This is a genomic window from Paenibacillus wynnii (assembly GCF_000757885.1).
Taxonomy (GTDB): domain Bacteria; phylum Bacillota; class Bacilli; order Paenibacillales; family Paenibacillaceae; genus Paenibacillus_AQ; species Paenibacillus_AQ wynnii.
Map to the genome: position 1 here is coordinate 691,903 of NZ_JQCR01000002.1, position 24,146 is coordinate 716,048.

The window sequence follows — 24,146 nt, forward strand, 5'->3', positions numbered from 1 at the left end:
TTCTTGTCTAATATTAATACAAGTTACAGACTCGCATGGTCACGTTTCGTGAACGTCCGCCGTTTTTCCAAAAGTTTATTAAGTGCATTAAGATAGGCTCTGGCACTTGCTTCGAGAATATCCGTGCTTAAACCTCGACCCTGCGCGGCAACATCACCCTGTGTGAGAACAACATGAACTTCACCCTGTGCATCTTTACCCCGGCTTACGGATTTGATGGAATAATCACCCAGGGTGACTTCCTCTCCTGTTGCCCTATCAATAGCATTATATATGGCATCAACGGAGCCGTTGCCCTCTGCTATAGCTGTGATCAGTTGTTCATCAGGACCGCTAATAATAACCTTTGCATTAGGAGTAGCTTCATTGCCGTAAGTAACGTAAATCGTCTTCAGACTAAAAATTTCCGGTGTATCAATCCATTTCTCTTCAATTAACGCCAGGATATCTTCATCAGATACCTCTTTCTTCTTATCCGCTAAATCCTTGAATTTGGCAAAGGTAGCATTTAGCTCTGCTTCCGGTAGATCATATCCCAGATCGTTCAGCTTATCCCTAAAAGCATGGCGGCCCGAATGTTTGCCTAGAACCAGCTTACTCTCCTTAAGACCAATCGTTTCCGGCGTCATGATTTCGTAGGTTGTTTTCTCCTTCAACATCCCATCCTGATGGATACCGGATTCATGGGCAAATGCATTGGCACCAACGATTGCCTTGTTCCCCGGAACTACCATACCCGTCAACTTACTCACGAGACGGCTGGTACGGGAAATTTCCGAGAGCAGCAGGGAGGTCTTCGCACCGAAAAATTCGCTGCGTGTTTCCAGAGCCATCGCTATCTCTTCAATAGCTGTGTTACCGGCTCTTTCACCGATTCCGTTGATGGTTCCTTCGATTTGATCCGCTCCGTTCTGAATCGCGGCGAGCGTATTAGCCGTTGCCATCCCTAGGTCATTATGACAGTGGGCGCTAAGTTGAACTCGTTCAATATCCGGCACATTTTCCTTAAGGTATTTGAAGATCGCTCCGTATTCCGAAGGATTCAAATAGCCTACAGTATCCGGGATATTGACCACATTCGCACCCTCACGAATTGCCATTTCAACGACTTCAGCCATAAAATCAAGCTCCGTACGCCCCGCATCTTCCAATGAAAACTCAAGCTTGGAAAAATGTTTTTTGGCATAGCGTATGGCTGATTGGGCTGTTTCCAGCACCTGAGTCTTACTCATACGCAGCTTATGCAAGCGATGAATGGGTGAGGTGGCCAGAAAAATATGAATGCAAGGGTCTTGAGCTCCCTGCAGAGCCTCCTTAACCGCATCAATGTCAGTCTCGCGTGAACGAGAGAGGCCAATGACTGTCACGTTCTTGACGGCTCTGGCTACCGCATTCACAGCAGCCAGGTCACCTGGTGAAGCTGCAGGGAATCCTGCCTCCATGCGGTCAATCCCCAGTTTCTCCAACTGGTAGGCAATCTCTACTTTCTCACGCGTATTCAAGTTCACACCCGGCGACTGCTCTCCGTCACGAAGCGTCGTATCGAAAACATATATTTTCCGCATGCTAGGCACCCCCTAAATAGAAATGGTATCAGAAAACCTTCAAATGCGGCTCGCAAAGTGTACGGCCGCATCGAAGTATTACATTATATGTCCTTACAGTCTCTTAAGTATAAAGATTATTTCTTGATCCAATGCATCATTTCACGAAGTTGAGCTCCAACAACCTCTACAGGGTGATTTGCTTCGTTGCGACGGGTAGCCGTCAGGAATGCACGGCCTGATTGGTTCTCCAAGATGAAATCGCGAGCAAATTTACCTTGTTGAATATCGGTAAGTACAGCTTTCATTGCTTTTTTCGTATCTGCAGTTACGATACGCGGTCCTGTTACATAGTCACCGTATTCAGCTGTGTTACTGATGGAATCGCGCATAGATGCCAATCCGCCTTCGTAAATCATGTCAACGATCAGTTTCAACTCATGCAGACATTCAAAGTAGGCCATTTCAGGAGCATATCCAGCTTCTGTCAATGTTTCAAAACCTGCTTTGATCAGTTCAGATACACCGCCGCACAATACAGCTTGCTCACCGAACAGGTCTGTTTCTGTTTCTTCACGGAAAGAAGTTTCGATGACTCCGGCACGAGTACATCCGATTCCTTTTGCATAGGCTAGGCCTACTTCTTTTGCTTTGCCAGTTGCATCTTGTTCAATAGCAATGAGTCCAGGAACGCCAAAGCCTTCTACATAAGTACGACGAACCATGTGGCCTGGTGATTTTGGTGCTACAAGCAATACATCCGCATCTTTAGGAGCAACAATTTGTCCAAAGTGTACGTTAAACCCGTGGGAGAACATCAGAGCCGCACCTTTTTTAAGATTCGGTTCGATATCATTCTTATATACAGATGCCTGTGTTTCATCCGGCAAGAGAATTTGTACTACATCTGCACGAGATACCGCTTCTGCTACTGGAAGTACTTCAAATCCGTCATTTTGAGCGGTTTCAAAAGACTTACCTTCACGCAAACCGATAACTACCTGCAAACCGCTGTCACGTAGATTTTGAGCTTGGGCATGGCCTTGGCTTCCGTAACCGATTACCGCAATTGTCTTGCCTTTCAATACGCTAAGTTCTGCATCCTGTTCATAGTACGTTGTCACTGCCATTGTCAAAATCCTCCTTTTAATTGGGACCCATCTAAAGAGCGGGTACTTCAAGAGAGCTGGCTGCTGATTGTAAATAAAAGCTCCTCTTCAAGCTCCCGCTCTTTAGCGGGAAAGCCGTTCATGATCACCTATTAATGCCTAAAAGCATCAATTCGTTAAAGCCTTAAAATATACTCTTTTTTATGCATTGCCACGAATCATCGCTGTAACACCCGTACGTGACAGTTCCTTAATACCGTAAGGCTTCAAGAGCTCAATCATAGCATCAATCTTTTGTGTATCTCCTACTACCTGAACCAGCATGCTGGTGCTTCCAATATCGACAACCGAGGCGCGGAAGGTTTCAACAACACCCATAATTTCTGGACGCTCTGCAGGTTCGGATTTCACTTTAATAAGTGCTAATTCGCGGGCAACCATTGGCTTGGAGCCTAAATCAACTACCTTAATGACATCGATCAGCTTATAGAGCTGTTTCTCTATTTGTTCTAAGGTATTTTGGTCTCCAAGAGTCACAATGACCATCCTGGACAGTCCAACCTCTTCAGACTGCCCTACTGTGATACTCTCAATATTAAACCCTCGGCGTCCAAACAGTCCAGACACCCTTTGCAATACACCTGGCTGGTCATTTACCAGAACGGCAATCGTATGTTTCATCACTATTCTTCATCCCCCATCAGCATTTGATCGATGGTTGCGCCTTGTACGACCATCGGGTAGACGTTCTCGTTTTTAGGAACAAGGAACTCTACCAATACTGGACCCGGTGTTTCCAAAGCTTCCTTCCAAGCCGCACTTGCTTCTTCTTTGTTCGTTGCACGTAAGCCTTTTACCCCGTATGCTTCGGCGAGCTTTACAAAATCCGGGCTTCCTGCCAAATCTGTATAGCTGTACCGTTTGTTATAAATCAAAGTTTGCCACTGACGAACCATACCGAGCACTTCATTGTTAATAACTACGATCTTAACCGGTATGTTGTTAATGGCGCAAATAGCTAACTCTTGGGAACACATTTGCATTCCGCCATCACCATTAATGGATACTACCAACCGTTCAGGATAGGCCATTTGTGCTCCGATCGCTGCCGGGAATCCAAAACCCATCGTTCCCAGTCCGCCAGAGGTAATCCATGAACGCGGGTGATTAAATTTGTAATATTGTGCCGCCCACATTTGATGCTGCCCTACATCCGTAGTAACAATGGCCTCACCTTTTGTCGTCTCATTGATCATTTCAATAACCCATTGCGGCTTAAGCTCTGACTCCGAATCATTATAACGAAGAGGTTTGTCCATCTTCCACTGAGCAATTTGAGTTCTCCATGCATCGGCCTTAGCTGTACGGCTAACATCAGGGTTCAGCATCTCAAGTACGGTCTTTACATCTCCAACAATCGGAATGTCGGGTTTTACGTTCTTGCCGATCTCCGCCGGGTCTATGTCGATATGAACAATCTTAGCCTTTGGTGCGAAACCATTAAGTTTGCCGGTAACACGGTCATCAAACCGAGCACCGATATTAATGAGCAAATCACACTCTTGAATAGCATTATTGGCTGTATATGTGCCGTGCATGCCCGGCATACCCATCCACAGATCATCGGCACTTGGAACGGCTCCCAGACCCAACAAAGTTGTTGTAATCGGAATCTGTGTCCGCTTCACGAATTCGTACATAGCTTCATGGGCACCAGAGTAGATAACTCCGCCTCCTGCAATGATAACAGGGCGTTCCGCAACCGCGATAGCGCGAACCAGCTTCTCAAGCTGAAGTTTATTAGGAACCAACCGAGGATTATATCCACGAAGATTAACAGTATTCACAGGTGCGAACAAAGTCTTCGCTGCCGATACATCCTTTGGAATATCGATAAGCACCGGACCCTTGCGCCCTGTATTCGCAATATGGAACGCTTCATGGATCACACGAGGCAGATCCTCTACATCTCGAACAAGATAGCTATGCTTAGTGATCGGCATCGTTATTCCCGTAATATCCGCTTCCTGAAAAGCATCGGTTCCAATCAAGCTGGAGAATACATTTCCTGTAATCACTACAAGAGGTACAGAGTCCATAAATGCTGTAGCAATTCCTGTTACCAAGTTCGTTGCCCCAGGACCTGAGGTCGCTATACAGACACCCGCTTTACCGCTTGCTCTCGCGTAACCATCAGCCGCATGAATAGCACCTTGCTCATGGCGTGTAAGGATGTGCTTGAATTCCTTAAAGTTGTGCAAAGCATCATAGATATAGAGTACAGCTCCGCCCGGATAACCGAATACAGTATCCACGCCTTCCAGTACAAGACTGCGAAGTAAAATCTCCGACCCGGTTATGACTTCAGGCTGCTTCCATTTCTCAAGCAGTTCTTCTACCGACTGTACTTCTGGTATTTGTGCGCTCATCAGTATTCCTCCTCCGATATTTAACATTCATTATGCAAATGACGGACCGTCTACGTAACAACAATTAGGTAAGAAACAGCTTACTCTTCCTTCTTGGCAACAAAAAAACCTTCCGCCTCTCACGCACAGTAATAGCGCGTGAGGGACGAAAGGTTGAGCTTCCGTGGTACCACCCATGTTTGCATTACATCTCACGATGCAACGCCTTATCAGGTATACAAAAATCCATCGATGTAGGCAGGGCCCAAATCTCTGTAACCTGAAGTCCGTAACGCGGACCAAACGATTTTCCCTAATAATTCCACCCTCGTATCCAGTGGACCTTTCAGGAAAACAGCTCCGAGGTGAGCTCGTATATAAGGGATTTTGGTGGAGGTTGCAGCAGATCCTCTCACTCTCTGAACAAAAGAGCCCTTAAAACTTCGTCCTCATCATTGCCGATGCATGTATACTCGATAAAATGTTTAGACACATTATATGATTCCTCACACGGTTAGTCAATACCCATCTTTTCGTTAGTGATTTATTGTCCTTCTTATTTCATGGATGGAACGCTGATACCCCCTGCCGTCATATGATGTACAACAACGCGTGTGAGGGGGCGCTTTATGATTCGTTACCGTAGACCCAAGCAGGATGATACCGTGATTATTGGGTTAATTGAAACCCAGCTTGTACCCTTATCTCATATGCCTGAAAGCGTACTAAATCAGATAAAAAAAGAAATGCCACGACGTCTGGCACACGGAGTAACCCTGGTGGCTTGTCCTGATTATGATAGCGATCCCCTGGGATTCGTTCATTACATGCTGCACGGGGATTTACTGTACATCGATATGCTGGCCATAGCACCCAACGCCCAGCGCAAACGTTGGGGAAATATGCTGATGGACCGTGCAGAGCGGTTTGCACTTTCTCGTGGGTGCAAGAGGGCCAAGGTAGCCGTGGACGCCGGTAATGCCGTGGGTCTTTCCTTTTATCAAAAGATGGATTACAGCATAGCACGCTATCTGACACAAAGCTTTTGCTATGAACTAGAAAAACGGCTCTCGTAATAGGTTATCCTCTTAGAAAAATCCAATAGGCGGCACCCCACCATATCCTCCGCTATACCCGTATCCAGAGCCTCCTACTCCGTAGCCGCCTCCACCACCATAACCATATCCGTATCCACTGCCATAAGGAGCCCCGCCGTATCCATAGCCACCGTAATTGTATGGAGCTGTACCTACAGCCAACAGATCAAACAAGACCAAAGGAATAAGCGCCTTTGTTTGTACTTTTTTGCCGGATACTCGCTGTACAATAAGACGGTTCCCGGAGATTCGGAGCAGCTTACCCGAAATCTTGGTACCATCTTTTTTTAAGGCTACAATATTTTTCCCTATAAGCTTCATGACCTGCTTCTTCGTTACCGGTTGTGTCATAATATCCCTCCTCAAAAGTTTGCACAAAGGATTATTTAGTTAACCCCTTGTAATAAAATGAACTAATCTGGCTATCACCGTCTTCGAAACAATGTATTCAGCAAATCTGTTGTTCGCCTGTACCTCAGCCCGTCCGAACTCATAAAGGCTCATTGTAGAGCGCTAAATAAAAAAAACGCATCCCCGGATAACCGGAAATACGTCTAAATTTAAGAAATATTGAATCCTATCGTTTGCTTGGATCGTAAGGCTGACCCAAAGCTTTAGGTGCAGAGGATCGGCCCACTGCGCTTACCAATACAATAATGGTCAACACATACGGAATCATGAAAATAAATTCCTGAGGAATATTCTTCGACCACTCAAACAATTGAACATAGTTACGAATGGCTTGCGAGAATCCAAAGAATACGGCTGCGCCAAAGGCACCTACAGGATTCCATTTACCAAAAATCATCGCTGCTATAGCAATAAAGCCTTGGCCGGAGATGGTGTTGTGAGCAAAGGTACTTGTAGTCGTAAGTGTAATCGTCGCTCCGCCAATACCAGCCAGCATACCACTCAGAATTACACCGATATATCTCATTTTGTTCACATTAACACCAAGCGTATCCGCTGCACTCGGGTGTTCACCCACAGCACGAAGTCGCAGACCAAACGGAGTCTTGAACAGAACATAATAAATGACGATTACCAGCACAATAGCCAGGTAAGTTGTGGGATAGGAGCTGAATATTCCCTCCCCGATAATTGGAATATCCGAAAGCAACGGCACTTTATATTTACTGAAGCCTGCCAGAAGCGGGGTTTCACCCGAACCTTCAAACAGCAGTTTTACCATATAAAGGGTACTACCGGCGGCTAAAAAGTTAATAACCGTCCCACTTATCGTCTGATCGGCCTTAAATGTAATAGAGGCTACAGCATGTATAAGTGATCCTAGAGCGCCTACAACAATAGCACATATAACACCTACCCAAGGAGCCCAAGCTCCAAACCCTGCATCCTGTGCGTAGTAACCGCCTACTGCAGCAGCAAATGCACCAAACATCATTAAGCCCTCAAGTCCAATATTCACTACACCGGAGCGTTCTGAGAAGATGCCGCCAAGTGCGGCAAAAATGAGCGCTGTGGAAAATACAAGTGTCGTATTTAGCAATTGACCTAGCATCGTCAGCACATCCATCTATAACACCTTCTCTTTCTTACGCTTGAAGTAAAAGGGTTTAAGAACCCATCGCACAATTCCCTGTGCAGCAATAAAGAATATAATCGATCCAATAACGATCCGGATCAGTTCAGGGGGAACATCCGCCCCGAAGCTCATACCCGCAGAGCCATAAGTCAAGGTACCGTAAAGGATGGCCGCTAGAATAACACCAAGCGGATGTGTTAATCCAAGCAATGCGACCGCTATACCATCAAAGCCATATCCTGGTGATGAGGCGAAAATAGATTGGTAGTGAAATACACCCAGCACTTCTCCTGCACCCGCTAAGCCGGCAAATACACCACTGATAAACATAGCCTTCACAACATTCCGTCCTACGTTCATCCCGGCATACTCAGCAGCATGTGGATTCAGACCGACAGCACGCATTTCGTAACCTTGTTTCGTCTTCCATAAGAAAATATAGAAGAAAGTGGCTGCCCCAAGAGCAATGAAGGTTCCCCAGTGCAAGCGGGCATTATCAAATAAAGAATTTAGAAAAGTCATAGACAACGAGGCTGGAATATCCTCTGAGCGATTCTGACCCGGAAGCAGCAAAAATGTTCTAACAATATAATTGGACAAGAACAAGGCAATCCAATTCAACATGATCGTTGTAATAACTTCATTTATTCCCCGCTTGGCCTTCAAATAGCCTGCTATTCCAGCATAAAGCCCGCCAAACAGCCCTGCAGCTATAACCGCAAGCGGAACAAGGATGAACATTGGCAGACCAGCGAACTTGATTCCTATCACACTAGCCGCCGTCATACCTATAATTACTTGGCCGTCAGCACCAATATTAAATAAACCTGACCGGAACGCAAAGGCAACTGCCAGACCTGTTAGCATCAACGGAGTCATTTCACGAATGGCTTCACCGAAATCGTATGGACTACCGAAGACCCGTCTGAACAATGCAGAATACGCTTCAATGGGGTTATAGCCGCCGACGATCATAACTATAGCTCCAACTAGAAAGCCCAGCAAAATGGCAACAAGAGGTACAATATAGATGTCAGTCGCAAATATTTTTTTAAACCTTTGCATTTGCGTTACCTCCCCGCTTCAAGCTGCCTGCCATCATTAGCCCAAGCTCCTGATCATTCGTATCCTGAGGGTATACCTCGCCAACAATTTGTCCTTCGTAAATAACAGCTATTCTATCCGATACATTCATTATTTCATCCAATTCGAACGAAATCAGAAGCACGGCCTTGCCTTGGTCACGCTGAGCAATCAATTGCTTCTGAACGAATTCAATCGCTCCTACATCAAGTCCTCGTGTAGGCTGTGCAGCGATCAGCAAGGTTGGATTTTTGTCTATTTCCCGAGCAATAATCGCCTTTTGCTGATTACCGCCGGACAACGAACGTGCCATGTTCTCAATAGATGGTGTACGCACATCGAACTCTTTAACCAGATCTTCGGCATGCTTATTAATAATTTCCTTATTCAAGAAGCCATTCTTATTGTAAGGGCTCTTATAATAAGTTTCCAACACCATGTTCTCACTTACAGTAAAATCAAGTACAAGACCATGTTTATGGCGGTCTTCAGGAATATGAGAGACGTTCATCTCAATAATTTCACGCGGGGAGAGATTTGCAATTTCCTTGCCGGTCATGGTTATGGAACCGGAATCAATTTTGCGCAGACCTGTAATCGCTTGAAGCAACTCACTCTGTCCGTTCCCATCTACGCCGGCAATCCCTAGTATCTCTCCAGCTTTCACTTCGAAGCTGAGTCCGTTCAGCACTGAAATGCCGTCTTTATTCTTACTGCTGACATCATTCAGCTTGAGGACAGTTTGTCCAACATGCGGATCCGCTTTTTCCACTTTGAACGTCACACCGCGTCCAACCATCTTTTCAGCCAGTTCATTCGGATTTGTATTGGATGTTTGCACAGTATCAATCACTTTACCTCGACGAATAATGGTAACCCGATCGGATATTTGCATGATTTCTTTAAGTTTATGCGTAATCAAAATAATGGATTTACCCTCTGCAACCAGCCGCTTCATAATGGCCATTAGCTCAATAATTTCTTGCGGTGTAAGCACGGCGGTGGGTTCGTCGAATATGAGAATATCCGCTCCTCGATACAGTGTCTTCATAATTTCTACACGTTGCTGCATGCCTACAGAGATATCATGGATTTTGGCATTCGGATCCACTTTAAGGCCATACTGCTCGGATAGCTTGCGAACCTGTTCTGAAGCGGATTTGTAGTCGATTTTAAGACCTTTCTTCGGTTCCATCCCAAGGACGATATTTTCAGTAACCGTAAACGGCTCTACAAGCTTGAAATGCTGGTGAACCATACCTATACCAAGTTCAATGGCCTTATTTGGGTTATCAATTATTACTGGTTTCCCATCGATTTCGATGCTACCTTCGTCGGGCTGATAGAGACCGAATACAATATTCATCAAGGTCGATTTGCCTGCTCCGTTTTCACCAAGCAGCGCATGAATCTCGCCCTTCTGCAAGGTCAGACTTATGGAGTCGTTGGCAATAATACCGGGAAAGCGCTTTGTGATTTGCTTCAACTCTACGACTGGAGCCGCAGCACTCATGGAATCACCCTCATCACAGAATAAAATACTGGTAATACTGCTCCGGAAGTTGTCTCCTAAAGTCAGGAGCTTACTTCGCAAAGTGTGTTTATAGCTCTAAGATACACTAATAAACGTTAACAAGGAACAAGGCCAGCTTAGTATCCGGCCTTGTTCCTTGTTCAAATACAAAGAGTTATGGCATTATTACTCGGCTGGAACAGTAACCGTTCCGTCGATAATTTGTTTTTTGAAGTCTTCAACTTTAGCCAGAATTTCTGCACTAACATTAGCCTTAGATGTTTCAGGAAGACCTACTCCGTTCTCTTTCAATCCAAGAACAGTTACTTTGCCGCCTTCGAACTTACCATCGATTACTTGTTGGGAAACCATTTTAACAGCTTCGTCAACACGTTTAACCATGGAAGTCAAAGTGACTTCGTCGCCAAACTCAAGAGATTGGTCTTTATCAACGCCGATAACCCATACTTTTTCACCACCGGCTTTGTTACGGGAAGTAGCTTCATTAAACACACCGTTGCCAGTTGCGCCAGCAGCAGGGAAAATGATGTCATTACCAGCATCATACAAAGTAGTAGCCATGGATTTACCGATATCCGGTTTGTCATAAGCGCCTGCATAAGTATTGGTTACTTTAGCGTCAGGATTAACAGCTTTGACTCCGGCTGTGAAGCCCACTTCAAAACGTTTAATAACTGGGCTTTCCATACCACCAATAAAGGCTACTTTGTTAGTTTTAGTTGTAAGACCTGCAACAACACCAACCAAGAAGGATCCTTCGTTCTCGGAGAACGTAACGGACTGAACGTTAGCTTTATCCACTACACTGTCAATGATTGCTAAGTTAGCATCCGGGTTCTGTTCAGCCACTTTACCAAGTGCATCCCCAAGGTCAAAACCGATAGCCCAAGTTAGATTGTAGCCATCTTTAATGAATTGGTTAAGGTTAGGCTGATAATCAGCGTTGGACTTACTTTGCAAATATTTAACTTCAATACCCGCCTCTTTCTTAAGAGCTTCCAGTGCTTCCCAAGCAGATTGGTTAAAGGATTTGTCGTTTACTCCGCCTACGTCTGTTACCATACCGACTTTAACATCGGATTTAGCACCAGAATTGTTGTCGTTCTTGCCGCAACCAGCCAAAATGACTGTCATTGCAAGCAACATAACGAGCGATAGTTTGAAAGCTTTTTTCATCGAATGTGTTCCCCCTTAAGAAATTGGATGTCTTCTGTCTTTGCATGGACATTCCATTGTACAAATTATAACTGCAAAAAACCCTAAAATCCAGTTAATTAATGACCTCCGGTCAATAATAATTTACGGATTGGTGTAAGAAAACGCTTTCTATGACATCATATGTCACAATAGTTTTCGGATCATGTTATGAAACCTCTAAATAACTAACTTCTTAAACCATTCATTACAATTAGTATTGCACAAGGATGTATTTTCTATTAGTATGAATCTTTATAGTTGCACCCGAAAGGAAGTTTGACCATTATGAAGGAAGATAAAGATCTATCAGAGACTCCCGCATTTAAATATTGCCGTGAATCACGCGTGTTCAAAACCGGCCGTGTATTCCCGAATGATGTCAATAACCATAAGACTCTCTTTGGCGGAAAACTTATGAGTGGCATAGATGAAGTAGCCTCCATATCAGCCATGCGCCATTGTCGGGCTAATGTAGTTACAGCATCTGCGGACTCCGTCGACTTCCTGTTGCCGATCAGACCTACAGATTCAGTCTGCTTCGAATCCTTCGTAACCTGGACTGGACGCACCAGTATAGAGGTGTTTGTAAAAGTCATATCAGAACATTTATACACAGGGGAACGCGCTGTAGCAGCCACATCCTTCCTCACCTTTGTTGCAGTTGGTGAAGATGGAGTTCCACTGCCAGTTCCTAACATCATCCCGGAAACTGTGGAAGAAAAGCTTATGAATCAGTCAGCCGAAGAACGCGCAGAACTGCGGAAAGTAAGACGGGCCATGAGTAAAAAACTCGCCTCACAGTTGAATACTTCGAAATACTGGGAACAGAATAGTCCGATACAGTAATTAAATTTCAATAATGACTAAATTATTCGACACAAAAAAAGCACCGCTTGCGGGTTACCCGTATAGCGGTGCTTTTCGATTATATCATTGTACTTACGCGTTGATTTTCTCTTTGGCTACTACAGCCAGGGAGTTGAATGCGTTAAGATCATTTACAGCCAGATCAGCCAACATTTTACGGTTAACTTCTACTCCAGCCAATTTCAGGCCGTATACAAGTTTGCTGTAAGACAAGCCATTCAAACGTGCTGCTGCATTGATACGAACGATCCAAAGTCTACGGAAGTTACGTTTTGTTTGACGACGGTCACGGTAAGCATAAACCATCGATTTCATTACTTGCTCTTTAGCTGTTTTAAAAATGCGGTGCTTTGAACCGAAATAACCCTTTGCCAACTTCAATACTTTTTTATGTCTACGACGAACTACAAATCCGCCTTTAACTCTTGCCATATTAATAAACCTCCCAAAAATGTGTGTTTAACTATTTCAAGTTAGCTAGACCTTGTCTCAAACGTCTTACATCCCCAGGGGCCATTACTGGATTACCATTCAGAACACGCTTAGCGCGTTTAGATTTGTGGGACAGCAAGTGGTTCTTGTGAGCTTTGTAACGTGTTACTTTGCCAGTTCCGGTAATCTTGAAGCGGCCTTTCAGGCTGCTATGTGTTTTCATTTTAGGCATGGTGTTTGTTTCCTCCTTGAATATTATGCGGCGTCATTTTGCATCGCAAGTGACTCCAATTATTGTTGTTTAGGAGCCAAAATCATAATCATGCTGCGACCTTCCAGCTTAGGCTGGCGCTCAACAACAGTTATATCGGCAACTTCATTCTTAACACGCTCCAAAATCTTCTGGCCGATACTCGCATGTGTAATCTCACGTCCGCGGAAACGTACGGAGCATTTCACTTTATCGCCTTCACCCAGAAACTTGAGAACATTGCGGAATTTAGTCTGATAATCATGTTCCTCAATGTTAGCACGGAACCAAACTTCCTTAATGTCAACGATCTTCTGGTTCTTACGAGCTTCCTTTTCTTTCTTCTGCGTTTCATAACGGAACTTGCCGTAATCCATGATGCGGCATACCGGCGGTTTCGCCTGTGGTGCTACGTTGACTAAATCAAGATTAAGATCAATCGCCATCTGCAACGCCTCGCGGATCGGTGTGATTCCGATTTGTTCCCCTTCTGCACCAACCAACCGAACCTCTTTGGACCGAATTTCATCATTGATCATATGTTCCTTACTGATAACTCTCCACCTCCGGAATCTACTTAACCATTTACTCATTGTACATTTTGATTGCGGTGACCCCAAATAACTAAAAAGGGATGCCGGCTAACGCCCGACATCCCTGTTTGATCAACGTTCATGAATTATAACATCCATAAATCATTGAGATCAAAACCAGCCGGCAAAAGTGCCAGTCAGGTGAGAAGCCGGTGCTTCTTCTTGCAATCTCTATGCTTTTCATACTTGAATAATATACAACATTCCCTAAGGGGATGTCAACAATTATTAAATACCTTTTTTGAAAATAGTATCTATTAGCCTTAAACCTGCTTGCTCTGCACTTCTTCTAATCGAACCACGCGAGTATGCTTGGTATGGCTCCATTGTTTGTTGTTCTGAGTGAAGAAAGCGTAGAACGTAATGGGATACCAAGAGATTAGGTAAATCGGGAAGAGCAGCAAATACACATAGACCTTCTTGAACTTGACCTTCTCAAGAATCATAGCAATGAAGAAGGTGAACAAGTTAGCAACAACAGCTGCATAGCTGAGCCACAATGGCAAATGACCATAAATATTTGCAATATTAGGTCCATCAAAGAACGAAATATCAACGAACATTACCGCGGTCATCAGGAAGGTCAGCAGCACAATGTAGACATTAGCACCATAGAGAGCCAAATCAAACTTCGTGAGGCTGCGCTCTTTAATACTCTGCCACAACAAAGGGAAGAAATAACGGCGCGCCACCGTAAAATGCCCCTGCATCCAGCGAAGCCGCTGTCTGGAAGACGCCTTGAACGTTAACGGCTTTTCGTCAAATACCTTTGCATCATAATTGAATTTCGGATAGACACCCTTCGATGCACTGCGCATCGTGAATTCTAAGTCCTCTACAAGGCTCGTTGCGCCCCAGCCAATTTCCTTCAAGAGATTGGTCTCGAAGCACATTCCGGTACCACCCAGGAAGTTCGCCATATTCAAATTATGACGGGAAAGCTGCCACAAACGGTTGATATACCAGTACGAAACTCCGTAAGCTGCAGTAATCCAGGAATCCTCCGGATTCTTGGTATCAATGTATCCTTGAATAACCCGTGCACCTGAACAGAGATCATTATTCATCTCCATAAGAAATTCGGTATGTGCAAGATTGTCGGCGTCAAACATTACAATCGCATCATAGTCACGAGGCATGCTCCATAATTCTTTAAGCATCCACTCGATGGCAAATCCTTTACCTCTTTGATTCGGATTGGTACGGACACAAGCATTCATGCCATGATCTTTTACAATTTGGGCTGTACCATCTGTACAATTATCACAAATCACAAATACATCGTACAATTCTTTGGGATAATTAAGTTGCTTCATGTTCTCCATCAATGCTCCAACAACTTGTTCTTCGTTGTGCGCTGCTACGAGCACCGCAAACGACTTCTCGGGCGCGAATCTCACCTTATTCTTCTTCTTGTGCAATCCGAATATCGAGAATGTAAATTGGTAAAGCGCAATTGCCGCCAAGATCACTTGGAGCGATACAAACAATGCATCTGTCATGACCTCTTGATGCCCCCTTTTTTACTCTATTGTTTCTTTTTTCTCTCTGTCTGTTTGAACGTAACTTCTGACCCTTTTGTTGCATCCTTTGAAAAGCAGATCCATGAACCTTCTGTTAACCTTAGCGTTTTCCCGTATTTATATTTATATCGCGCATCTGTTCTTCTCTCGATTCAGCCTTCCGAAAGTTCCCAGTTTTCTCTGTTACCTTATAAACGCGTTCGGGCCGCTTGAATCATTGTAATGCGTAAAGGTGTTCGAAGTCAAAACTGTCAATTTTCGTGCAAAGCTGAGCTTTTTCTTGAAATAGGCTATCTGAAAAAAGTATGATAAAGTCAGCTTCATGCAAAGAACGGATAGCCACATTAACGCCTAATACTGGCGGCCGGACTAGCGGAGGGATCAGCTATGAGACATTTATTCATGAAATTACACTCCTGGGAGCGACATCTTTTCCAATGGATAAACGGGCGTTTACACAACCGTTATCTAAACTTCTGGCTTTTTTATTTAACTCATTTGGCCGGTGCAACTAGTACGATCTTAATCAACATTATGGTCTGGGCCTTTGCCCCCGAGCCTTGGAAGACAACCGCTATCCAAGCTTTTACCGCGCTCGCTGTTAGTCACATACCTGTGCAGATTGTAAAGAGGATGTATCCGCGTATCCGTCCTTACCTTGCGCTTCCCGGTACTAATACTTTCCATAATCCACTTAAGGATCATTCATTTCCTTCAGGGCATACTACCGCCATATTTGCTTTTCTAGTTCCTTATATGGTGTTAATGCCGGTTCTTACAATCATTCTGCTGCCGCTATCTTGCATCATTGGCTTTTCCCGTATATATCTAGGGCTTCATTACCCCTCGGATGTCGTTGTGGGTGCGGCTATTGGTACTACAATTGCCTTTAGTACCATTGCTTTATGGGTCTAAAGAAATAATTTTAACATCTTAACACGCTTGCCTTACTTAAGCTGTTTTATACGTCAAAACTGATTAACGATATTTAACAAAAAGCAAGGGCCCTTATTTGCTAAGGAGCCCCTTGCTTTTTTGTATCTAAAGTCTGTATTTATCCATGCGTGTTGCTTGGTATAGTTCCAACGCTTCCGCTCCAACAATCGCTTCACAACGGTGAATGTTAACGCCCCGTCCTGTGAATTTAGTCTCATATTCAGTCATTACATGCTCCTCATTAATACCATCTGCATGCAGGTCTAATGAGATGTTTTTCATCTGAAGTCCGAAATCAGCAAAAGCATTTAAAGAAAATTCAAAAAGACTGCGTGAATCCGTCTTTAGGTGAATCTCACCAAGCGGCCCGAGCAATCCGCGGTATTTGTCGAGAAACCGCGGATGTGTCAAACGACGTCGAGCGTGTTTGCCCTTTGGCCATGGATCGCTAAAATTAAGGTATATTCGCTCCAGTTCTCCCGGCTCAAATACTTCTTCCGCATAATTAATGTTAGCAAGCGCCAACTTAAGATTCGGGGGTGTCTCATGTCCCGCCGGTTCCCATACCGTTCTTGCCTTCTCACCAGCACGACGTACCAATTCGTCATACATATCCACACCGATAAAGTTAATGTTGGGATATTTGAAGCTCATCTGACTAATAAACTGACCCTTGCCCATTCCAAACTCTACATGAATCGGATGATCATTACCGAATAAAGCCGCCCATTGTCCCTTATGACTACGAGGGTCTAGAATGACCAGATCGGTCTGTCCTTCCAGACTTTCGCGTATTCCTTTTCTTCCGCGTAAACGCATGCTTACTCCTCCGCTATCTCTTAGGCTATAACTATCACTTGCAATATTGTGCCGAACTTACTCCCAAAAGTAAAGCAATAACGTAAAAAAAGAAAAAGGAATTCTCTGGCCCACTCAAAGTGAGGAGTCAGAAAATCCCTTACGTTGTTGTATTTGGAATTAGGGTCCGTTTCATTTCAGGCCGTCAGTCCACTATTTTGCGTCCGAGTTAAAGTCGAATGTCTTTTCGAACGCACTGCGAATTTTACGCTGTGCTTCTGACTTGATCTTAGGGTTGCCGTTAAATTCTACACCTGTAAGCGCAAGGGCTTCATCTGGGGTTAACCGTACATCAACAGAACCTTCTGCATATACTGTTTGAGAATTCATCGTTATCACCTCACGGTTATTATTATGGACCGGACGACACGTAAATATGAATCCTATAATGAATTTGAAGAGGCAGCGTCAACTGTTTTTACAAGATAAATATAACATACTATGTAAGCATTTACAAGAAAACAATACATATTTTGGGGCCTATTTTCGGTGTATTTTAGGGTGGAAATGTTACGTTCAGCGCTTATTTTTGATACAATAGATTGGATTATCTAAAACTAAAGGAGCAACCCATGTCTAACCTTCAACAAACTAACGTATCCCCGCTGTGGGGAGATAAACGATTTCATACCTGGAATTACGAAATGCATGAACAATTTAACAACAAAGTATTTAAGGTAATGCTCGATGCCGGCTTTACCTGTCCGAATCGTGATGGCTCTGTAGCCAAGGGCGGATGTACCTTTTGCAGTGCGCGCGGTTCCGGAGATTTCGCCGGAAGTCGTCGGGATGACCTCGTAACCCAGTTCAACAATGTGCGTGACAGACAGCATATTAAATGGCCCAATGCACAATACATTGGATATTTCCAAGCATATACCAACACCTATGCTCCCGTAGAGGAACTAAGGGAATATTTCGAAATTATTTTGCAGCAGCCCGGAGTAGTCGGTCTATCTATCGCCACACGCCCGGATTGCCTTCCTGATGATGTCGTAGAATACTTGGCAGAATTAAATCAGCGCACCTATCTATGGATAGAAATGGGTCTTCAAACGATCCATAACTCCACTTCCGAGCTCATCAACCGTGCTCATGATACAGCCTGTTATGAGGAAGCCGTTCAGAAGCTTCGACGCCATAACATTCGGGTATGTACTCATATCATTCATGGTTTGCCGCAGGAAACACACGAAATGATGCTCGAGACCATATCCGCTGTAGCCGGTATGGGTGTCCAAGGCATCAAGATTCACCTCCTTCATCTAATGCGTAAAACACCGATGGTGAAGCAGTACGAAGCCGGACTCCTACGCTTTCTGGAAAAGGACGAGTATGTGAAGTTAATCGTAGATTCTCTGGAACTGCTTCCCCCCGAAATGATTGTGCATCGTCTCACCGGGGATGCTCCGAGAGATTTGCTTATTGGACCTATGTGGAGCCTGAAGAAATGGGAAGTCCTGAATGCGATCGATGACGAATTGAAAGCACGGGACAGTTGGCAGGGTAAGTATTGGAGGAAAAACTGATGGGCTTTATGTCCGTTCTCAGTTTTGCCCATAAATTAATCACTGAACGGTTGGTACCGGGTGATCGGGCTATAGATGCTACAGTGGGAACAGGTGCTGATACGCTTTTTTTGGCCAAGGCTCTGGGTCCACGCGGTGAGGTGTATGGCTTCGATATCCAATCTGCCGCTTTAGACCTTGCTAGGGAGCGGCTGCAGCAAGCAGGTAAAGAATTAAACGGAGCTATCGCTCCAATAACACTGCTGCTGGAGAGTCACGCTGCTATGGTCGAGAGTGTTCCACCATCCTGGCCCGGAACTGTTGGAGCTGTTATGTTCAATCTGGGCTATCTTCCCTCTGGAGATGCCGATAAAAGCATTATCACCCAGACTGACAGTTCCATTGCAGCGCTTGAAGCCTCCCTCCAGCTGCTGCGTCCGGGCGGGATTGTTACCGCAGTGCTCTACCCCGGCCATCAAGGCGGTGATCTTGAAGCGGCTGCCGTAGAGTCTTGGGCAGCCGGAGTTCCAACGCATGTGGCGCAAAGTATTATTTATCGTCAGCTACAGCGCTCCACCTCTCCCTATGTTATTGCATTAGAGAAAAAAAGGAGCTGAGTATCATAACTTAGCTGATTTTACTTCTTTAATGATTGGATAGGGAAAGCTAGAATATCTTTGAATCTTACATTCGAAAGGAAGATGTAATTATGACACAACCTTATCCATTAAAGTTTCAACCGGAGTTTAAAGAACGCGTTTGGGGAGGTCGTGCGTTGGAAAGGTTCGGCTTTGATCTGCCAGAAGGGCATATTGGAGAAGGCTGGTCCATTGCTGATCATCCGAACGGTGTCTCTTCCGTAGTCAATGGAGATTTGGCGGGCCTTGGACTCGATGAAATCCGCGAGCAATATGGACCGGAATGGTTCGGAAGTAAAGGGAGTTCAGAAACCGGCGCAAGATTCCCGCTGCTGATTAAGCTGTTGGACTGCAATGATAACCTCTCCATCCAAGTACACCCTACAGATGAATATGAAGGATTGCCTAAGGGTGAACTGGGTAAAACTGAAATGTGGTATGTACTTGATGCCAAACCGGATGCCAAAATTATTTACGGCCTGAAGGAAGGTGTAGACCGCAAGACACTGCGAGACGCGCTGGAAAACGGCACTGTAATGGATACCCTTCAAGAGGTATCTGTATCCGCTGGAGACTCCTTCTACATTCCGGCTGGTACCGTTCACGCCCTTTGTGCCGGTGTCGTTGTAGCAGAAATTCAACAGAACTCGGATACTACATACCGTATTTACGATTATGACCGGCCGGGTCTTGACGGCAAACCGCGCGAACTCCATGTAGAGGATTCACTTAACGTCACAGCTTACGAAGGTGCTGGCGCTACATCCATGAAGACAGACAACGCAGTGGCTGGTGAATGGCTGCAGCTTGCGGCTTCTCCTTATTTCATCGTGGAAAAGGGACTGGTGAACGGTGAATGGAATTTATCTTCTGCTCCTGACAGCTTCACCATTATAGTGATATGTGAAGGCAGCGGGTTCTTGAATTGGGATGGCGGTTCTCAGCCTTACGCGGCAGGCGAATGTTATCTCATGCCTGCTAATCTAGGGGAATACGCTCTCGAAGGTCAATCTACGGTACTTCGCTCATACTTACCGTAAGCTTCCCTTTATTGTCGATATGCTATCTTAGCTGTCTTGCCTTACTATGACCTTAAGGAGGATAGGTATGCTTGAGAATAGCTTTATAATGACCGATCCTATCGGTGTCAACATATATGTGTATGAATGGTTGCCCAAGCCCGGCTCTCCAATCAGAGGAATTCTACAAATTTCTCATGGTATGTGTGAAACCGCGGCCCGGTATGCCAATTTTGCAGAAGTGCTGACAAGAGCCGGTTATGCCGTTTATGCCAATGACCACCGGGGTCATGGTAAAACAGCAGGAAAGGTCGATGTATTAGGTGACGCTGGCGACAATGGATTCTACTGGATGAGGCGAAATCTAATTCAGTTAGCCGGAGTGGCGCTTTCCAAGCATAAGGGTGTACCCATCTTTTTATTTGCTCACAGTATGGGTTCTTTCTTGGCCCAAAAACTGATGTGTGAAGATGATAGCGATATATACGCAGGTTATATCCTCAGTGGCACGAATGGACCACGCAAGATGCTGAGTTTGGGTGAAAACCTAGCAAAGGTCCTCATGAAGCTTCAGGGAGAGCGTCATCGCAGCGTACTGCTCAACAGTGTAGTGTTCAGCAGCTACAATCACACTTTCTCGCCGGTAAGAACCGCTTTTGATTGGTTAAGCAGCAACCCCGATGAGGTAGATCAGTACATTTCTGATCCTTTTTGCGGAGCTATATGTACTACACGCTTTTTCCGTGACTTCTTTGGGCTCCTTCGTGAAATCCATAGACCTGATTCTCTATGCAAGCTGTCTAAGGATAAACCCATTTATCTTTTTTCCGGTGAGCAAGATCCCGTCGGCATGAGCGGAAAAGGCGTATTACGCCTGGTGGAAATCTACCGCAAGCAGGGTGTAAAGAATTTGGAGTATCATCTATACCCAGACGGACGACATGAAATGCTGCACGAGGTCAATCGAGATCAAGTAACTTCTGACATCTTGGACTGGTTAATCCGTCATCTTCCTTCAGGTGCTATGCTGTTGCAATCCAATACGAAATAAATCGTTATAACAAAAAACTAGACAGGACTTCTCCGTTTTTTTCCGGAAGGCCTGTCTTTTCTTTTTTCCGCTACAAATCTACTATTCATCCATTTTTTAACATTGAAAGTATGCTATGATTTTAATGTACAACACTGCATATAGGATGCAGTCAGTCCCTTTTCTAAAGGGAGGTGATAGAAATGGAGGTGAAGGATGCCATTACTTTGATGCTTATGTTCGGTATGTTTATATTGACGCTTCTGGCCTATATGAAAAAAAAATAGACCGCCCCGGCAAGGTAACGGTCTATCCTAACCACTAATCACAAGCGGCTGACTGCTCTGAGAGCAGCTGTTGTACGGAAGGAGTCGGCTTATCCGCGGCTCCTGATTCATATTTATTAAAGTATACTTGATTTTATTACATAAAATCAGTTTAAGGCAAATCATAGGTGAGTACGAATGGAGGTTAATGGAAATGGAAACTGAAAAGGATAGGGATCAAATACTAGAATACTACAACTCAGGAAAAGAAATAGATCGGCTGCTCCGTGGAATTGGCGTTATAGAATGGGAGCGAAGCCGAGAAATCATCTCCAGATATCTCTCGGAAGAAAAAATGGTCATTTATGATATCGGCGGCGGAACAGGTGTTTACTCCAGATGGCTTGCCGAATTAGATCATGAAGTCCATATGTTCGAGCTCTCCCCTTCAAACGTCCAATACGCCCGGGAACTGCAGGCATCAGGTCAAATCTCCCCTATACATCGTATCGAAATAGCGGATGCGCGCAGCATAGCAAGGGTGGATGACAGCGCAGACCTAATATTACTTATGGGGCCCCTCTATCATTTACCGGAGAAGGACGAGCGGATAGCAGTATTACAAGAAGCTTTAAGGGTATTGAAACCCGGTGGAACCGTAATTATTGCCGCCATTTCTCGATTCAGCTCTACCCTGTGGGGTTTGTCCGTATTCGGCCAACAAAATAACTTGATTGATGATCATGTGTTTATGGAGATGCTGGAGGGTGAACTGAATGAAGGCCAGCATATCCGACCCGATAAATTCCCGAATTTCATCTCGCGTGCATTTTTCCATCTTCCAGCGGAGTTAAAGAGTGAAATCGTAGCCGCAGGTTTGACCCATATACAAACTGTCGCTGTCGAGGGGCCTGTCTGGATTGTACCCGCTTTTGCAGAAAAGTGGGAAGATACTAAAAGTAGGGAAACGTTACTAAAAATAAGCTCCCTTGTAGAAAACCAAGAGAGCTTACTGGGGATGAGTCCGCATATGTTGGCTATCGCTACTAAGAACACGAACACATAGAGAAACTTAATAACTGCCAAGTAGTACTGCGAGAAACTCACAGGGCAACTAAAGGCCTACTTATAGGCAACTCACACTGCCTTCTAACATACCAACTCACTGGGTGACTAACACTACTGCCTTCTAAGAGGGCAACTAACAAGACAACTCACAGGGCGACTAACAAGACAACTCACAGGGCGACTAACAAGACAACTCACAGGGCGACTAACACTACTAACACTGCCTTCTAACATACCAGCTCACTCTACTCTCCCCGTCCACCACCCAGTGTTGAACTCAGAGAGTCTTATATGCAGTTTAAATGTACTTTGTACAACTAAAAGCGCCTATTTGGACTAGAATGACATCTTAACTGTACTTTCTGCAACTATTTTTGTTAAATATAGCGATAAAGTACTAACAGTTGCTTTTTAGTTGCACAAAATGCAATTAAAGTTCAGCCTACGCCAATCAGAATGTAAATAAGTGTATAAAGTACAGTTATATTATCCATGTACGTATCGTTCGCAGAATTAATAATTTCAACTACTTTTACCAGGAAGCAATGTGCAGCTCCGGCCACTTCCTACTCCATTTATGAGTTTTGCTGTAATAGATGCCCTCGTCAATTAGCGCCTTATTTGGCCTGACAATCAGCCCGAATAAATCTTCCAGACCATAAGGTGCGTAAATCTGCCAACGATGATCTGAATTCAGTCTTGCTCCGAGACAGGTTGCTGTAGTAGGCCATGAGTTAATGGCATCCTCTAACGAAGAATATGGCCGAAGCTCAATCCCGAATTTGTCTTGATACCATAGATGAACACGAGCCTGATTCTTGATATCTACGGGGAAAGGAAGATGCGAAAAAAGGGTTTTTGCCCGTTCAACTACTTTATTCTCTGCAGCGTAACTCAAATCATTGTCATTGAAATAAATAATATCGATGTCGGATATTCCATAATTCAAAGGACGACCCGTAAGCTCGTTCCATACCGTCTGTACGAGACAGCCTGCCCCAATGTAATAGGGAAGCGGCTCCAGTGATTGCGCGGCAGTGAATAAAGCGTTCAGTATCGGACTCTGAGACAACGTATGAATCAGTCTTAGCTGTAACTCACCATCTTGAGATGCCATAGCAGTTTGGTTCCCAAGCAAAGAATATTGAAGTATCTTTTGTACACTCTTTTTCCCCATTCGGCGTAACCCGTTATCACAAAACCCAGCACGGGAGTAGAGTCTGTCAGCTGCAGTATTCTTCTCATTCACGGCTAATACCACCTCATGAACCGCTGGAAAATGCGACCGCATAAATTCAGGAAGTTGGAGAATTGCTGCCTTGGCATATCCTTTTCCCTGGCTGGCATAATTAATTAAGAACGCACGGAGAAGCATGGCATGGGAGTAAGGACCGTAAAAATCAGCTATGCCTTCTCCGGTATGAAGGATAAAGAAACCTACCGCCATGTCACCGTGCACAATAACAACTGCATACTTGTTAATGTCATGCATAGCGGATTCCAATGTATCTGAAGGTAATCCTGTAAATTCAGCCTGCTCTGCGGGAAGCTGAAAGGCCAGCAAACTTTCTAAATATTTCTCTTCATACAGAAATAACGAAACCCCTTGCTGCTGCCCCACATTTAAGCCCCTTTCCCGC

General features: G+C 44.6%; 25 protein-coding genes. 9 read left to right on the plus strand and 16 right to left on the minus strand.

The window, feature by feature from the left end; translation table 11 throughout:
• Positions 1-23: 23 nt before the first annotated feature.
• The 4 genes from PWYN_RS05700 to ilvB all read right to left on the minus strand — a co-directional run bounded on the left by PWYN_RS05700 (position 24) and on the right by ilvB (position 5,082).
• Complete coding sequence (locus PWYN_RS05700) at positions 24-1,565, minus strand: 2-isopropylmalate synthase (protein ID WP_036649354.1); 1,542 nt, start codon at positions 1,563-1,565, stop codon at positions 24-26.
• Positions 1,566-1,681: 116 nt separating this feature from the next.
• A complete protein-coding gene (gene ilvC, locus PWYN_RS05705) occupies positions 1,682-2,674 on the minus strand; it encodes a ketol-acid reductoisomerase (protein ID WP_036649356.1) in 993 nt (330 codons plus the stop codon).
• A 180-nt stretch (positions 2,675-2,854) separates the two neighbouring features.
• Positions 2,855-3,340 (minus strand): acetolactate synthase small subunit, encoded by a 486-nt coding sequence (ilvN, locus tag PWYN_RS05710; RefSeq protein WP_157261091.1) that lies wholly within the window; start codon positions 3,338-3,340, stop codon positions 2,855-2,857.
• Entirely contained in the window at positions 3,337-5,082 is a 1,746-nt protein-coding gene (gene ilvB / locus PWYN_RS05715) for a biosynthetic-type acetolactate synthase large subunit (protein ID WP_036649360.1), read from the minus strand. The genes ilvN and ilvB overlap by 4 nt, the downstream gene beginning before the upstream one ends.
• Positions 5,083-5,690: 608 nt before the next feature.
• Here ilvB and PWYN_RS05720 point away from each other — a divergent pair.
• On the plus strand, positions 5,691-6,137 hold the full coding sequence (locus tag PWYN_RS05720; RefSeq protein WP_036649363.1) for a GNAT family N-acetyltransferase: 447 nt from the start codon (positions 5,691-5,693) through the stop codon (positions 6,135-6,137).
• 12 nt (positions 6,138-6,149) lie between these two features.
• Here PWYN_RS05720 and PWYN_RS05725 read toward each other — a convergent pair whose 3' ends face one another.
• The 5 genes from PWYN_RS05725 to PWYN_RS05745 form a co-directional block, all read right to left on the minus strand.
• Positions 6,150-6,509 carry a hypothetical protein gene (locus tag PWYN_RS05725; protein WP_036649366.1) on the minus strand — a complete coding sequence of 120 codons (360 nt, stop codon included), beginning with the start codon at positions 6,507-6,509 and terminating at the stop codon, positions 6,150-6,152.
• Between the two features lie 226 nt (positions 6,510-6,735).
• Positions 6,736-7,695, minus strand: coding sequence for an ABC transporter permease (locus PWYN_RS05730; RefSeq protein ID WP_036649369.1), 960 nt, complete (start codon positions 7,693-7,695; stop codon positions 6,736-6,738).
• A complete protein-coding gene (locus PWYN_RS05735) occupies positions 7,696-8,769 on the minus strand; it encodes an ABC transporter permease (protein WP_036649370.1) in 1,074 nt (357 codons plus the stop codon). It abuts the gene before it with no gap.
• Positions 8,756-10,300: an ABC transporter ATP-binding protein gene (locus tag PWYN_RS05740; RefSeq protein WP_036649372.1), complete on the minus strand. Its 1,545-nt coding sequence runs from the start codon at positions 10,298-10,300 to the stop codon at positions 8,756-8,758. The genes PWYN_RS05735 and PWYN_RS05740 overlap by 14 nt, the downstream gene beginning before the upstream one ends.
• A 186-nt stretch (positions 10,301-10,486) precedes the next feature.
• Positions 10,487-11,497 carry a BMP family lipoprotein gene (locus tag PWYN_RS05745; protein WP_036649374.1) on the minus strand — a complete coding sequence of 337 codons (1,011 nt, stop codon included), beginning with the start codon at positions 11,495-11,497 and terminating at the stop codon, positions 10,487-10,489.
• A gap of 306 nt (positions 11,498-11,803) precedes the next feature.
• Between PWYN_RS05745 and PWYN_RS05750 the strand changes: the two genes are divergently transcribed.
• Entirely contained in the window at positions 11,804-12,364 is a 561-nt protein-coding gene (locus PWYN_RS05750; protein WP_036649376.1) for an acyl-CoA thioesterase, read from the plus strand.
• Between the two features lie 93 nt (positions 12,365-12,457).
• On the opposite strand, the gene rplT is transcribed toward PWYN_RS05750, so the two are convergent.
• The 4 genes from rplT to PWYN_RS05770 form a co-directional block, all read right to left on the minus strand.
• Positions 12,458-12,817: a 50S ribosomal protein L20 gene (gene rplT, locus PWYN_RS05755; RefSeq protein ID WP_036649386.1), complete on the minus strand. Its 360-nt coding sequence runs from the start codon at positions 12,815-12,817 to the stop codon at positions 12,458-12,460.
• A gap of 31 nt (positions 12,818-12,848) precedes the next feature.
• The gene (gene rpmI, locus PWYN_RS05760; protein ID WP_036649388.1) at positions 12,849-13,049 is read right to left on the minus strand and encodes a 50S ribosomal protein L35; all 201 of its coding nucleotides are present in this window, start codon (positions 13,047-13,049) and stop codon (positions 12,849-12,851) included.
• 59 nt (positions 13,050-13,108) lie between these two features.
• The gene (gene infC / locus PWYN_RS05765) at positions 13,109-13,606 is read right to left on the minus strand and encodes a translation initiation factor IF-3 (RefSeq protein ID WP_036649392.1); all 498 of its coding nucleotides are present in this window, start codon (positions 13,604-13,606) and stop codon (positions 13,109-13,111) included.
• Positions 13,607-13,923: 317 nt separating this feature from the next.
• Positions 13,924-15,162: a glycosyltransferase family 2 protein gene (locus tag PWYN_RS05770; RefSeq protein WP_036649395.1), complete on the minus strand. Its 1,239-nt coding sequence runs from the start codon at positions 15,160-15,162 to the stop codon at positions 13,924-13,926.
• Between the two features lie 408 nt (positions 15,163-15,570).
• Here PWYN_RS05770 and PWYN_RS05775 point away from each other — a divergent pair, with 408 nt between their 5' ends.
• The gene (locus tag PWYN_RS05775; RefSeq protein WP_036649398.1) at positions 15,571-16,098 is read left to right on the plus strand and encodes a phosphatase PAP2 family protein; all 528 of its coding nucleotides are present in this window, start codon (positions 15,571-15,573) and stop codon (positions 16,096-16,098) included.
• A gap of 126 nt (positions 16,099-16,224) precedes the next feature.
• Here PWYN_RS05775 and trmB read toward each other — a convergent pair whose 3' ends face one another.
• The gene (gene trmB, locus PWYN_RS05780; RefSeq protein ID WP_036649401.1) at positions 16,225-16,938 is read right to left on the minus strand and encodes a tRNA (guanosine(46)-N7)-methyltransferase TrmB; all 714 of its coding nucleotides are present in this window, start codon (positions 16,936-16,938) and stop codon (positions 16,225-16,227) included.
• 192 nt (positions 16,939-17,130) lie between these two features.
• Positions 17,131-17,307, minus strand: a complete 177-nt coding sequence (locus PWYN_RS29565; RefSeq protein WP_169744093.1) for a hypothetical protein — start codon at positions 17,305-17,307, stop codon at positions 17,131-17,133.
• 242 nt (positions 17,308-17,549) lie between these two features.
• Here PWYN_RS29565 and mnmL point away from each other — a divergent pair, with 242 nt between their 5' ends.
• From mnmL to PWYN_RS05805, 6 genes are all read left to right on the plus strand, one after another.
• Entirely contained in the window at positions 17,550-18,506 is a 957-nt protein-coding gene (gene mnmL / locus PWYN_RS05785) for a tRNA modification radical SAM protein MnmL/YtqA (protein WP_036649404.1), read from the plus strand.
• Positions 18,506-19,102: a tRNA 5-(aminomethyl)-2-thiouridylate-methyltransferase MnmM gene (gene mnmM, locus PWYN_RS05790; RefSeq protein WP_036649407.1), complete on the plus strand. Its 597-nt coding sequence runs from the start codon at positions 18,506-18,508 to the stop codon at positions 19,100-19,102. Before mnmL ends, mnmM begins: the two co-directional genes overlap by 1 nt.
• Positions 19,103-19,194: 92 nt before the next feature.
• Positions 19,195-20,163, plus strand: coding sequence for a type I phosphomannose isomerase catalytic subunit (locus tag PWYN_RS05795; RefSeq protein ID WP_036649409.1), 969 nt, complete (start codon positions 19,195-19,197; stop codon positions 20,161-20,163).
• Between the two features lie 67 nt (positions 20,164-20,230).
• Positions 20,231-21,193 carry an alpha/beta fold hydrolase gene (locus PWYN_RS05800; RefSeq protein WP_036649411.1) on the plus strand — a complete coding sequence of 321 codons (963 nt, stop codon included), beginning with the start codon at positions 20,231-20,233 and terminating at the stop codon, positions 21,191-21,193.
• 182 nt (positions 21,194-21,375) lie between these two features.
• Entirely contained in the window at positions 21,376-21,459 is an 84-nt protein-coding gene (locus PWYN_RS30280; RefSeq protein ID WP_276203419.1) for a putative holin-like toxin, read from the plus strand.
• A gap of 193 nt (positions 21,460-21,652) precedes the next feature.
• A complete protein-coding gene (locus PWYN_RS05805; protein ID WP_157261092.1) occupies positions 21,653-22,504 on the plus strand; it encodes a class I SAM-dependent methyltransferase in 852 nt (283 codons plus the stop codon).
• 534 nt (positions 22,505-23,038) lie between these two features.
• On the opposite strand, the gene PWYN_RS28590 is transcribed toward PWYN_RS05805, so the two are convergent.
• Positions 23,039-24,127: a nucleotidyltransferase family protein gene (locus PWYN_RS28590; RefSeq protein ID WP_084146620.1), complete on the minus strand. Its 1,089-nt coding sequence runs from the start codon at positions 24,125-24,127 to the stop codon at positions 23,039-23,041.
• Positions 24,128-24,146 lie beyond the last annotated feature (19 nt).